The organism is Lysobacter koreensis, assembly GCF_042677045.1.
Taxonomy (GTDB): Bacteria; Pseudomonadota; Gammaproteobacteria; order Xanthomonadales; family Xanthomonadaceae; genus Lysobacter_K; species Lysobacter_K koreensis.
In genome coordinates, this window is the sequence record NZ_JBHTIH010000004.1 from 297398 (window position 1) to 310429 (window position 13032).

The window sequence follows — 13032 nt, forward strand, 5'->3', positions numbered from 1 at the left end:
TCAGGGCAGGGTGATCGTCAGGTGTGCGGTGCGCGCCGGCAACTGGACCACGTCGTGGTAGCCGGCCAACTGCTTTTCCGTATGGCGACCGAGCAGCGTGTTCAAGCCGACGTAGCCGAGCACGCCGACCAGCGCGAGCACCGCTGCCGGCGCCCACAGCGGCGTGACCCGGCGCAGCGCGTGGGCGATGCGGTCCGGCGGCGCCCAGTGCGGCGCGAAGCCGGTGCGCTTGCCCTTGAGGTAGACGATCTCGTCGCCGAGCCGCGCCGTGAGATACCCGAGTTTCTCCGGGCCTTCGAGCCGGTACTTGCCCTCGAAGCCGAGCAGCAGGCAGTAGTGGTAGACCTCCAGCGAGGCCAGCCGCGGCGCGCCCTGCGCGCGCAGTTGCTCGAGGCGGTCGAAGAAGTGCTCGCCGGCCAGGTGCTCGCCGAACAGCCGCAGCTGCAGTGGGTTGCATTCCCACGCGTCGCGCAACGCGGAGGGCTGTGCGAGCACCGCCTCGTCGACCGCGGCACAAAACGCGTACTTGCCGGCGTAGACATCCTCCGAGGCGATCCCGAGCTTGATCGCGCCGCGCTCGACGGTTTCCAGGAAGCGCTGCACCGATTCGACGAACGCCGCTTCGGCCTGCGGCAGCTGGCCGCGCTTGAGCAGCATCAGCAGGTAGAAGCCGTCGGACATCAGGTCGAGCAGGCTGCGCGCGCCACCGGCACCGGACGGCGCGGGCTGGGCCAGCGCCGGCGACAGCGACGGCATCGATTGCGGGACGGGGGGCAGGGGATAGGTCATGGCGTCAGGGCGATCAGTTCGAGCTTGAGGTCGCGCATGCCGCCGGGCACGTAGATCATCAGCGACTGCGACTTGAGCATGCGCTCGTACAGCGGGCCGCGCGGTTCGATCGCGAAGTAGTGGCTGCCCGGGCGCAGCGGGATCGCGGCCGGCACCTGCGCGGCATGGGTCAGCTTGACCCCGGGCAACGCCGACAGCACGCACTTGTCGACGTCGTCGGGCGCGCCGACCTTGAACCGCACCGGCACCGTCTGCACCAGTTCCGGGCCCGGGAGGTCGGCGGCGACGCTGAGGTAGAACGCCGACTGCAGGTCGATGCGCTGCGAGTCGAGGCGACCAAGATGAAACGACGGCTTGACCTCCGACAGCGCGATCGCGAAATAGCGCGCCGAGATCACCGTGTCGAGCAGCTCGCGGATGATCTCGAACAGCTGGTTGAGCCCGGCCTCGGGATTGCCGTGCTGGTAGATCGGCAGGTCGGCGAGGCTGTAGCTCTTGGAGAACGTCAGCAGGCCGCCGGCCAGCCGCAGCAGCTCCTGATGCAGGCGTTCGGGGTGCAGGCCCGGGTGCCGGAACAGGTGTGACAGCGCGGCGAACGCGGCGTTGGCGGTGTGCAGCAGCCAGAACGAGGCGATGTCGCCGGAGCGAAATTCGATCACCGACTGCGACGGCTCGCGATGCAGGCCGTACAGCGCGTCGGTCTTGGCCTGCAGGCTGTCGAGCAGGCGCCGCAGTTGCAGCAGCAGTTGCGGCGAGGCGGCGAGGGTCAGGCTCGGCGCGAGGAAGCTTTCATCGAGCTCGAAGCCACCCGTCGCGGTACGGCGCACGCGCGCCACCGGCAAGGTGACGTACGGATCACGTGGCTCGTCGTCGGTGAGCAGGCGCACGCTCTTGCGCAGGTACGACAGCTCGGCCTCGCCGGCATCGGTGTACAGGTCGGGGGTCGCGCGGTTGCTCTGGGTGTAGCGGGTGGCGACCGCGCCATCGGCCTGCGCCGCGCAGTTGCCGCCGTACTCCTTCAGCAGCGGCAGCGCGAGGTGGATGGTGGTCGATTGCAGGCCGGCGGGCAGGTCGGCCAGCGACACTGCCTCGGGCAACTCGTCGTCGCCGGGCGCGGCATACACCTCGCCGTCGGGAAATACCGCCGACAGTTGCTGCGCGCGCAGCGTGCCGCTGGCCAGGCTCTGCAGATCGAAGCGCGCCTGGCGCACGCCCCAGGCATAGGGATGGAGCGCGGCGGCCAGATCCTGCAGGCGCGCCTCGTGGTACGCGTCTTGGCGCTGGAAATGTTGCGGGCGCAGGAACAGTCCCTCGCCCCAGAAAACCTTCGACATCCTGGTCACTCGTGCCTCGCAATCCGTTGACGTACCGCGGTGGTGCTTTCCTTCGACCGTGCCCCACCTGATGGGCGGTGGCCGTGCCGGACGAGGGTACTACATGTGTTTGGTGTAGTGCCGCTCGCGTCCTGACCGATTCAACGCTTGCCGGCGCAGTTGACCGCCGACAGGCTGTGCGGCGGGCTGGCCAGCGCGGTGATCAGCGCGGGGCTGGTGGTGGTCATCGCGCAGGCATGCAGCCCCAGGGTGATGCCGTCCTTGGCCGCCTTGCGCGCGTCGAACACGAAGCGCCAGCGGTTGGCCACCGGCGCGCGGAACAGCGCGACGGCGCCCAGGTGGCTGCCCTCGGCGGCGACCGTCTCGGCCAGTTCGTGGCGCTGTCCCGGCATCAACAGGATTTCGGTGGCCTTGATGAGGTCGTCGCCCAGAGCGGCCTTCTCGCTGGCCTCGTCGAGGAAGGCCTCGAACGGGGCCTGCTCGAAGCGTTGCGCGCCGCGCAGCTGGTAGACGCGCACCACCAGCGCGAGTCCGCGCTTGTCCTTGCCGGCGTTGAGGTTGTCGCCCGCGTACAGGCGCAGCGGCACCGCCTGCTCGCGCGGCGCCTGGCCCTTGAGGCCGACCGCTTCGAGGGTCTTGCCGACCATGCCGCCGACCCCGCCCTGGCTGGCGCAACCGCCGGCCATAAGCAGCACGCCGGCGAGCGCGACAGCATGGGCCGCGCGGGCCGCTGTCCGGCTTTCCGGCGAGGGCAACTCAAGGATGCGGCGAGCGCCGCCCGGTGCGGGACTGTCCATAGTGTGTTGCTCCATTGAGGGGACGTTTGGCAAGGCTGCGCAGCGGCGTATCACCAATCCTGCCGAGCACTGTCACCTTGACGGCAGGAAGAAAGGCTACTATATCGGCTACTGGCGCCGACGGCGTCACGGTTTGTCACCCAAGGATTGGGATCGCGCGGGCAGTGCGCGGACCTTACAAGGAGAGTGCAGGGATGCAGTCGTTGCCCCCCCCGTTTCGTTCCCGCCGCATGCTGGCTAGCGCCGCGCTGCTGGCGATCGCCCTGTGCCTGTGTGCCACCCCGGTACTGGCGAAGAAGCGCCCGAAGGATGTCGACAAGCTGCTCGTCGCCGCCGAAGCCGAGGTCGGGCGCGGGCGCATCGAGACGGCACTGGTCGCGTTCGACGCGGCCGCCCAGGCCGACCCGACCCGCAAGGAACCGTGGGTGCGCACCGCGCAGCTGCAGTTCGACGCCGGCAACTACGGCCGCGCGATCGTCGCCGCCGAGGAAGTCCTCAAGCGTGACCCCGGCGACCTGGTCGCCGACAGCGTGTTGACCGTTGGCGGCCTGCGCGTCGCCTCGCAGTCGCTGCAGCGCCTGCGCAAGAACGGCGTCCTGGAAACCTCCGATACCGCCCGCAAGGAAGCCGAACAGCTGGCCGCGACCATGCGTGCGACTCTGGGCGACGACATCCTGGTGTCCGACGAACAAAAGGCCGCGCGCGCCGCCGCCACGCGCCGCCGCGTCAGTACCCGCGGCGCCCCGCGGCGTTCGTCGAGCCAGGCCGCCGCGCCCGCTCCGCAGGCCCCGCCCGCCGTACCGGCCGCGCCGAAGCCGCGCGCCGGCAACCCGTTTGAAGTCCTCGGTGGCAACTAAGCCGTTGCCACCGGTCCGTACTGTCGTCAGGGAGACGATGTGATGTCGAAGAAGGAAAGCATCCAGAAGCGCCTGCAGAAGGTGCGTCCGCCGCGCGTGCAGCTCACCTACGACGTCGAGAAGGGCGACGCGATCGAGCAGAAGGAGATCCCGTTCGTGGTCGGCGTGCTCGGCGACTTCAGCGGCAAGCCCGAACAGGCGTTGCCGAAGATCAAGGACCGCAAGTTCGTCAACGTCGACCTCGACAACTTCGACGAGGTCATGGAAGGCATGGCGCCGCGCGCGGTCTACCGCGTGCCGAACAAGCTCAGCGACGAGGGCGGCGAGTTCGCGGTCGAACTGAAGTTCAACTCGATCGACGACTTCCGCCCCGAGGCGGTGGTGCAGCAGGTCGAACCGCTGCGAAAGCTGCTCGAGGCGCGTTCCAAGCTGGCCGACCTGCGCAACAAGCTGGCCGGCAACGAGAAGCTCGAGGACCTGCTCAGCGACGTGTTGGGCAATACCGAGCAGCTGAAGAAACTCGGCCAGGCTGGCCAGGAGTAAGTGATGAACGGACACGCGGTTACTGCAGCGCAGGCCAGCACCGGCCTGACCGAAGCGGGCTTGGACACCACCGGCCTGCTTGACCAGATCATCGAGCAGAGCAAGGTCGCCAAGTCCGAGACCGAGCACCAGCGGGCCAAGGACATCATCTCCGAGCTCGCCCGCGAGGTGCTTGAAGGCACGATGGTGGTCTCCGACAACCTCAACCTGACCCTCGACGTGCGCGTCGCCGAGCTCGACCGGATGATCTCCGAGCAGCTCACCGCGGTGATGCACGCGGCCGAGTTCCAGCAGCTCGAGAGCACCTGGCGTGGGCTGCATTACCTGTGCGAGCAGACCTCGACCGGTGCGCAGCTGAAGATCAAGGTGCTCAACGCGCCGAAGAAGGACCTGGTGCGCGACTTCAAGTCGGCGATCGACTTCGACCAGAGCGCGCTGTTCAAGAAGGTCTACGAGGAGGAGTTCGGCACCTTCGGCGGCTCGCCGTTCGGTGCCCTGCTGGGCGACTACAACATCGGCCGCCAGCCCGAGGACATGTACTTCATCGAGCAGATGTCGCACGTGGCCGCGGCCTCGCACGCGCCGTTCATCTCGGCCGCGTCCGAGGACATGTTCGGCCTGGAGAGCTTCACCGAGCTGGGCAAGCCGCGCGACATGGCCAAGGTTTTCGACACCGTCGAGTACGCCAAGTGGAAGTCGTTCCGCGACTCCGAGGACGCCCGTTACGTCGGCCTGACCCTGCCGCGGTTCCTCGGCCGCTTGCCGTACAACCCCAAGGACGGCACCACGGTCGAGGGCTTCAACTACGTCGAGGACGTCGACGGCGCCGACCACGGCAAGTACCTGTGGTGCAACACCGCGTATGCGTTCGGCGCGCGCCTGACCCGCGCGTTCGAGGATTTCGGTTGGTGCGCGGCGATCCGCGGCGTCGAGGGTGGCGGCCTGGTCGAGGACCTGCCCACGCACACGTTCCGCACCGACGACGGCGAGGTCGCACTCAAGTGCCCGACCGAGGTCGCGATCACCGACCGCCGCGAGAAGGAACTCAGCGACTTGGGCTTCATCCCGCTGGTGCACTGCAAGAACACCGACTACGCCGCGTTCTTCGGCGCGCAGTCGATCCAGAAGGCCAAGAAGTACAACACCGACGCGGCCAACGCCAACGCGGTGCTGTCTTCGCAGCTGCAGTACATTTTTGCCGTGTCGCGCGTCGCCCATTACCTCAAGGCGATGATGCGGGAGAAGATCGGCAGTTTTGCCTCGGCAGGGAACGTCGAGGATTTCCTCAACCGGTGGATCGCCCAGTACGTCTTGTTGGATGACAACGCGACGCAGGAAGCGAAAGCGCAATACCCGCTGCGAGAGGCGTCGGTGCAGGTGTCGGAAGTGCCAGGCAAACCCGGTGTGTACCGGGCGGTGGCCTTCCTGCGCCCGCATTTCCAGCTCGATGAGCTGTCCGTTTCGTTGCGACTGGTGGCCGAGCTCCCGGCCGGTGCCAGGAAGTCGTAACGCGCAAGCGCTGCACCAAGGGGCGCAGATCCTGACTTCGTTGTGAGCGGTAACGCATCGGGTCGTCTGTAAACCACCGTCGGGCCGCCGCATGACGCATCGGCCCGGCACCCAATCTCACGGAAGAACGGAACAAAGGAACCAGACCATGCAACACGCATTTCTGAGCATCGACAGCATCAAGGGCGAATCGCGCGACAGCCTGCACAAGGACTGGATCGAGATCGAGTCGTTCAACCACGACATCCTGCAGCCTCGTTCGGCGACGGCATCGACCAGCGGTGGCTCCAGCTCCGCGCGCGTCGAGATGCAGCCGATCGAGATCCTCAAGCAGATCGACCTGGCCTCGACCGCCCTGCACCAGGCCTGTGCCAACGGCACCACCTACCCGAAGGCGCAGATCAAGTTCATGCGCGCGGACAAGGACGGCAACGCGATCAACTACTACCAGATCGAGTTGATCAACGTGCTGGTACACCGCGTCGCCACCACCATCGGCGCCAATGGCATGCCGCAGGAAGTGGTCCAGCTGAGCTTCGGCTCGATCAAGTGGACCTACAACCAGCAGAAGCCGGAAGGCGGCATGGGCGGCAAGGCCGTCGCCCAGTGGAGCAACACGCTCAACAAGCCGACCCACGGCGTCTGATGTGAACTTGCGGTGGCGGCCCTGGCTGCCACCGCATTTGCCGGGTGCACGCCGCCTTACGCGCGCAGTGGCACCGCAACCAAGTTTCAACCGTGTTTCGCCAGCAACGCCGGCCTGTCCTGGTCGTCTCGCAACCGCTTCAGCGCTGCCTGCCGCGCGCCGAGTCGAACGCGACGCCAGCGCGGCAGATGCCCGGCCTGCGGGAAGCGGTATGCCGACGAGCTGTTCGGCCGAAGGAATGCCATGAAAGGATTCGAACCCAGCCTGCTGGAAAAGCTCTTCGACAATGACTCGCGCTCCAGCGCGGCCAGCGGCATCTTCAAGTCGATCTCCCTGGAGCAGTACAAGGAATCGGTCGCGCGCGACCTGGAAGGGCTGCTCAACAGCCGCGCCGCGTTCACCGAGGACGCGCTCAAGGCCTACCCGAACTGCCAGAAGTCGATGATGACCTACGGCCTGCGCGACTTCTCGACGATGAGCCTGGCCAACGCCCACGACCGCGCCTCGATCTGCCGCTCGCTGGAGCAGTCGATCGCCCGCCACGAGTCGCGCCTGCACAACGTGCGCGTAACCCTGGAAGGCAACTCGCGCAGCGTCGGTGGCCTGCATTTCTCGATCCACGCGCTGCTCGACCTGCAGCCGGCACGCGAGCCGATCAGCTTCGACGCGATGCTCCAGCCCAGCACCCTGCAGTACTCGGTCAGCCGCCTGCGGCGCGCAGCGGCGGCGTGAGATGACCACCGGCCACGGGGGGCACTGAGCGATGGAAGACCTGCTGCCCTATTACGAGCGCGAGCTCGCGTTCCTGCGCCGTTCCGGGCGCGAGTTTTCCGAGAAGTACCCGAAAATCGCCGGCCGCCTGCTGCTGTCGGGCGACACCAGCCAGGACCCGCATGTCGAGCGTCTGATCGAGTCGTTCGCGCTGCTCAGCGCGCGCGTGTCGAAGAAGATCGAGGACGACTACCCCGAGTTCACCGAAGCGTTGCTCGAGGTGCTGTACCCGCACTACCTGCGCCCGTTCCCGTCGTGCTCGATCGCGCGTTTCGAGATGGGCCCGGCGTTGGCCAAGCTCAGCGCGCCGGTGACGATCCCGCACGGCACGCTGCTGCACTCGCGCAGCGTGCGCGGTGTCAGTTGCAAGTTCCGCAGCAGCTACGACGTCACCCTGGCGCCGATCCAGCTGAGTGATGCGAAGTTCCGCGCGGTCGCCGAGGCGCCGATGGCGGTCAGCCTGCCGCCAGGCTCGGGCGGGCAGGTGTCGCTGGCGTTCGAGCTGCTCGGCGAGCAACCGTCGCTGGCGGGGCTGGGACTCGACCGCCTGCGCCTGTTCGTCGACGGCGAGCCCTCGTTCTGCGCGGCGTTGCGCGATGCGCTGTCGCTGCGGGTGCGCGCGGCCTACCTCGAACCGGCCGGCAGCGGCCGCTGGCTGGCCTTGCCGAAGGTGCCGCTGGCACAGGTCGGGTTCGGCGAGGACGAGGCGCTGATCGACTTCCCCGAGCGCTCGCACCCGGCCTACCGGCTGCTGACCGAGCTGTTCGTGTTCCCGGAGAAGTTCGGCTTCTTCGACCTCGACCTGACAGCGTTGCGCGGCAGTGCCGGCAACGCGTTCACCCTGCACCTGGTGCTCGGCGCGACCCCTCCCGAGGCGCCGGCCACGCGCGTGCTCGAAGGCCTGAACCGCGAGCACGTGCAGCTGGGCTGCACGCCGGTGGTCAACCTGTTCGCGCAGCACGGCGAGCCGATCCGCGTCACCCACCGCGCCGCGAGCTACCCGGTGGTCGCCGATGCGCGGCGCGCGTTCGCTTACGAGGTGCATTCGATCGATTCGGTCAAGCGCGTGCGGCAGACCCCGCAAGGCGAGAAGGTGACCGAGTTCCGGCCGTTCTACTCGCTGCACCACGGCGAGACCCCCGACAACACCGGCCACTACTGGCTCGCGCACCGCGACGAGCAGGTCGCGCGGCAGAGCCCCGGCTTCGAGACCGAGCTGTCGTTCGTCGACCTCGACTTCAACCCGGTGCTGCCGCAGACCGACGTGGTCAGCCTGGAGCTGACCTGCACCAACCGCGACCTGCCCAGCCACCTGGCGTACGGCGTGCAAGGCGGCGACCTGACGATGGAAGGCGGCGGCGTGGCGCGCAGCATCGCGCTGCTGCGCAAGCCGACCCGGCCGATGCAGTTCGACCGCGGTCGCGGCGCGCAGTGGCGGCTGGTCTCGCACTTGGCGCTCAACCACCTGTCGCTGACCCAGAGCGGGCTGCCCGCGCTCAAGGAAATGCTGCGCCTTTACGACCTCGCGCGCACCGCGGTATCGGGCCGGCAGATCGAGGGCATCGTCGCGCTCGAGCACGTGGCGACCACCGCCTGGCTGCCGGGCAAGCACTTCGCCAGCGTGGTGCGCGGGATCGAGATCCGCCTGACGATCGACGAGGCCCACTTCGTCGGCACCGGCATCGCCGCATTCGCGCGCGTGCTTGAGCACTTCTTCGGGCTGTACGTGCACGCCAACAGCTTCACCCAACTCACGTTGCTGTCCGCCCATGGCGGCGAGGTCCTGGTCCAATGCGCACCGCGAAGCGGCGAATCGATCCTGGTGTAGCGCAGCAGCTGCTCGCGCAACCGCATCGCTTCGAGTTCTTCCAGGCGTTGCGGGTGCTCGAACGGCTGTTCACGCGGCAGGGCGTCGCACCCGAGGAGGTGCTGCCGCGCAAGCTGCGCTTCCGCAACTCGATGTCGCTCGGGTTCCCGCCCAGCGAGATCGAGTCGGTGCAGGCCTACTCCAACGACGGCCTGGCGCTGGAGCGCGAGGCCGCGGTCGCGCACGCGGTGACGATGGAGGACGTCGGCCAGGTGCACCTGACACCGGCATTCATGGGCCTGCTCGGCGCCGGCGGCGCGTTGCCGCTGCACTACACCGAGCTGCTCGGCGAGCGCGAGACCTACCAGCGCGACCGCGCCGCGCGCGCGTTCCTGGACGTGTTCACCAACCGCGCGGTCGCGCTGCACTACGGCGCGTGGAAGAAGTACCGGCTGGCGCTGCAGTACGAACTCGACCGCAAGGAACGCTTCCTGCCCTTGGTATTGTCGCTGGCCGGTGTCGGCCAGCAGGCGCTGCGCGGGCGCATGGCTGACGGCGCCGGTGACGTGTTCGACCAGGCGATCGCGCACTACGCCGGCGGCATCGGCCAGCACCCGGTGTCGGCGACGCTGCTGCAGCGGGTGCTGTCGGACTACTTTCGCGTGCCGATCCGGATCGAGCAGTTCGTCGGCGCGTGGTACCCGGTGCCCGTCGCGCAGCGCACCCGGCTGGGTGTCGGCAACGCGGCGCTGGGCTCGACCGCGCTGGCTGGCGAACGGGTCTGGCAACGCGACTTGCGCATGCGGGTGTGGATCGGACCGCTCGATCGCGACGACTTCGACACCTTCCTGCCCGGCGGCAGCGCCGCGCTGGCGCTGGCCAAGTGGCTGACGCTGCTGACCGGCGCCTGCCTGGAGTACGAGATCCGGCTGACCCTCAAGGCCGAGCACGTGCAGGGGATCACCCTCGGCGCGGGCCTAAACAAGGACGGCGGCGCGCGCCTGGGCTGGGACAGCTACGTCTGTTCGCGCCCGGCCGTCGCGCCGCGGTGGGACACCGGCTATGGGATCCATACCTTGCAGTAGACCGCCCTGCGCAACCGCCGCTGGCCACATTCAACAAACCGCCCCGCACCCGCATGGAACGCATCGCATGAGCATCAACCTCAAGACCCTGATCGGCAAACTCAACGACACCTGCCGCACGTCGGCCGAGCGCGCCGCGAATCTGTGCATGACGCGCGGCCATTACGAGGTCGACCTTGAGCACCTGTTCCTGGCCCTGCTCGAACACCCCAAGGGCGACGTCGCGCTGATCGCGCAGCGCAGCGGCGTCGCACCAGAGGCACTGCGCCGCGATCTCGAGGACGAGATCGCGCGCTTCAAGCACGGCAACGCGCGCACCCCGGTGTTCTCGCCGCACCTGCCGACGCTGTTCGAGCACGCCTGGCTGCTCGCCTCGCTGGACGCGCAGACCACCCGCATCCGCAGCGGCCACCTGCTGCTGGCGATGCTGACCCAGCCCGATCTCGCGCAGCTGGCGCAGCGCGGCTCGGCGCGGTTCGCGCAGATCAAGCGCGACGAGCTCAAGCACCACTTCGCCAAGCTCACCGAAGGCTCGCAGGAAGCCGGCGGCGTGCGCCAGGCCGGCGCTGGTCCCGAGGGCGCCGCGCTGCCCGACGACGCGGCCACTGCCGCGCAGGCGGCACAAGGCGGCTTCTCCAAGACGCCGGCGCTCGACCAGTTCACCACCAACCTGACCCAGCGCGCGCGCGACGGCCACCTCGATCCGGTGATCGGCCGCGAGGGCGAGATCCGCCAGGTGATCGACATCCTGATGCGCCGCCGCCAGAACAACCCGATCCTCACCGGCGAAGCCGGCGTCGGCAAGACCGCGGTGGTCGAAGGCCTGGCGCTGCGCATCGCCGGCGGCGACGTGCCCGCGGTGCTGCTCGGGGTCGAGCTGCACACGCTGGACATGGGTCTGCTGCAGGCCGGCGCGAGCGTCAAGGGCGAGTTCGAGAACCGCCTCAAGACCGTCATCGACGAGGTCAAGAAAAGCCCGCACCCGATCGTGCTGTTCGTCGACGAGGCGCACACCATGATCGGCGCCGGCGGCCAGGCCGGGCAGAACGACGCCGCCAACCTGCTCAAGCCGGCGCTCGCGCGCGGCGAGCTGCGCACGATCGCGGCCACCACCTGGGGCGAGTACAAGAAGTACTTCGAGAAGGACGCGGCGCTCGCGCGGCGTTTCCAGGTAGTCAAGGTCGAGGAGCCTTCCGAGACACTGGCCGCGGCGATGCTGCGCGGGATGGTGCCGCTGATGGAGAAGCACTTCGGCATCCGCGTGATGGACGAGGCGATCACCGAGGCGGTGCGCCTGTCGCACCGCTACATCAGCGGCCGCCAGCTGCCGGACAAGGCGGTCAGTGTGCTCGACACTGCCTGCGCGAAGGTCGCGCTGGGGCGCAGCGCGACCCCGGCGATCATCGAGGACACCCGCAAGTTCCTCGACCGCCTTGCGGCCGAATTGAACGCGCTGCAGCGCGAGACCGCCGGTGGCGCGCGCCATGACACGCGACTGGCTGAATTGCTCGAGCAACAAGCACAGGCGCGCCGGGTGCTGGCCGACAACGAGAAGCGGCTGACCGCCGAGACCGCGATCGCGGAGAAGATCCAGGTCCTGCGCGCGCAGCTCGAAGCCAGTTCTGCTCCCTCCCTTTCGCGTAGCGAAGGGGAGCGTTGGGGAGGGGTTGCTTTGGAATCCGGGGAACCCCTCGGCAACACCGATGCCAACGTCGCGGTCGTTATCAACCCCAAAGCCAAGCCCAGCAAACTCAAGGCCAAGCAGGACGCCAAGCGGCTCAGCCCCAAACTCGCCGAACTCGACCTGCTGCTGGCCGAGCTGCGCGCGCTGCAGGGCGAAACGCCGATGGTGCCGCTGCAGGTCGACGGCACCGTGGTCGCCGAGATCGTCAGCGCCTGGACCGGCGTGCCGCTCGGGCGCATGGTCAAGGACGAGATTCGCATCGTGCGCAACCTCAGCCCGTTGCTGGCCGAGCGCGTGATCGGCCAGGATCACGCGCTCGACGCGGTCGCGCAGCGCGTGCGCACCGCAAGCGCCAAGCTCGAGGACCCGAACAAGCCGCGCGGCGTGTTCCTGTTCGTCGGCCCGTCCGGCGTCGGCAAGACCGAGACCGCGCTCGCGCTGGCCGACATCCTCTACGGCGGCGAGCGCAAGCTGATCACCATCAACATGAGCGAGTACCAGGAGGCGCACAGCGTCTCCGGCCTCAAAGGTTCGCCGCCGGGCTACGTCGGCTACGGCGAGGGCGGGGTGCTGACCGAGGCGGTGCGCCGCAACCCGTACTCGGTGGTGTTGCTCGACGAAGTCGAGAAGGCGCACCCGGACGTGCTGGAGATGTTCTTCCAGGTGTTCGACAAGGGCGCGATGGACGACGCCGAAGGTCGCGAGATCGATTTCCGCAACACGCTCATCATCCTCACCAGCAACATCGGTTCGGCGCAGATCATGCAAGCGGCGTTGAACAAGCCCGCCGCGCAGATCCCCAAGGCCGACGAGCTCGCCGACGCCTTGCGCCCGGTGCTGATGAAGTCGTTCAAGCCGGCGTTCCTCGGGCGCACGAAGGTGGTGCCGTACTACCCGATCGCCGACGAGACCCTGGTGCGCATCATCGAACTCAAGCTGGGCCTGATACGCGACCGCATCCAGGCCAACCACAAGGCCACGTTCGAGTGGGACGCGAGCCTGGTCGAGGGCGTGCTCGCGCGTTGCACCGAGGTCGATTCGGGCGCGCGGAACGTCGACCACATCCTCAACGGCACGCTGCTGCCGGAGATCGCCGAGTCGGTGCTGGCGCGCATGGCCGAAGGCGACGCGATCGCTAGGATCAAGGTCGGCGCCGCGAAGAACGGCGCGTTCAAGTACAAGATCAGCTAACCCGCAGCCACGGACAGGA

11 protein-coding genes are annotated in these 13032 nt (G+C 68.1%); 8 read left to right on the forward strand and 3 right to left on the reverse strand.

Annotated features, from left to right (window positions below):
- From icmH to tssJ, 3 genes are all read right to left on the reverse strand, one after another.
- A complete protein-coding gene (gene icmH, locus ACFQZQ_RS11035) occupies nt 1-789 on the reverse strand; it encodes a type IVB secretion system protein IcmH/DotU (protein WP_386812843.1) in 789 nt (262 codons plus the stop codon).
- Nucleotides 786-2123: a type VI secretion system baseplate subunit TssK gene (tssK, locus tag ACFQZQ_RS11040; RefSeq protein WP_386812844.1), complete on the reverse strand. Its 1338-nt coding sequence runs from the start codon at nt 2121-2123 to the stop codon at nt 786-788. The genes icmH and tssK overlap by 4 nt, the downstream gene beginning before the upstream one ends.
- Before the next feature lie 140 nt (nt 2124-2263).
- Nucleotides 2264-2920, reverse strand: coding sequence for a type VI secretion system lipoprotein TssJ (gene tssJ, locus ACFQZQ_RS11045; protein ID WP_386812845.1), 657 nt, complete (start codon nt 2918-2920; stop codon nt 2264-2266).
- Between the two features lie 230 nt (nt 2921-3150).
- Between tssJ and ACFQZQ_RS11050 the strand changes: the two genes are divergently transcribed.
- The 8 genes from ACFQZQ_RS11050 (at nt 3151) to tssH (ending at nt 13013) form a co-directional block, all read left to right on the forward strand.
- Nucleotides 3151-3777, forward strand: a complete 627-nt coding sequence (locus tag ACFQZQ_RS11050; RefSeq protein ID WP_386812846.1) for a tetratricopeptide repeat protein — start codon at nt 3151-3153, stop codon at nt 3775-3777.
- Nucleotides 3778-3819: 42 nt separating this feature from the next.
- Nucleotides 3820-4320 (forward strand): type VI secretion system contractile sheath small subunit, encoded by a 501-nt coding sequence (gene tssB, locus ACFQZQ_RS11055; RefSeq protein ID WP_386812847.1) that lies wholly within the window; start codon nt 3820-3822, stop codon nt 4318-4320.
- A gap of 3 nt (nt 4321-4323) precedes the next feature.
- Nucleotides 4324-5829 carry a type VI secretion system contractile sheath large subunit gene (gene tssC / locus ACFQZQ_RS11060; RefSeq protein WP_386812848.1) on the forward strand — a complete coding sequence of 502 codons (1506 nt, stop codon included), beginning with the start codon at nt 4324-4326 and terminating at the stop codon, nt 5827-5829.
- A 148-nt stretch (nt 5830-5977) separates the two neighbouring features.
- A complete protein-coding gene (locus ACFQZQ_RS11065; RefSeq protein ID WP_386812849.1) occupies nt 5978-6475 on the forward strand; it encodes an Hcp family type VI secretion system effector in 498 nt (165 codons plus the stop codon).
- A 243-nt stretch (nt 6476-6718) separates the two neighbouring features.
- Nucleotides 6719-7207: a type VI secretion system baseplate subunit TssE gene (gene tssE / locus ACFQZQ_RS11070; RefSeq protein ID WP_386812850.1), complete on the forward strand. Its 489-nt coding sequence runs from the start codon at nt 6719-6721 to the stop codon at nt 7205-7207.
- A gap of 31 nt (nt 7208-7238) precedes the next feature.
- Nucleotides 7239-9074, forward strand: coding sequence for a type VI secretion system baseplate subunit TssF (gene tssF, locus ACFQZQ_RS11075; protein ID WP_386812851.1), 1836 nt, complete (start codon nt 7239-7241; stop codon nt 9072-9074).
- Nucleotides 9038-10138: a type VI secretion system baseplate subunit TssG gene (gene tssG / locus ACFQZQ_RS11080; protein ID WP_386812852.1), complete on the forward strand. Its 1101-nt coding sequence runs from the start codon at nt 9038-9040 to the stop codon at nt 10136-10138. The genes tssF and tssG overlap by 37 nt, the downstream gene beginning before the upstream one ends.
- Nucleotides 10139-10205: 67 nt before the next feature.
- Complete coding sequence (tssH, locus tag ACFQZQ_RS11085) at nt 10206-13013, forward strand: type VI secretion system ATPase TssH (protein WP_386812853.1); 2808 nt, start codon at nt 10206-10208, stop codon at nt 13011-13013.
- The last annotated feature ends 19 nt before the right edge of the window (nt 13014-13032 follow it).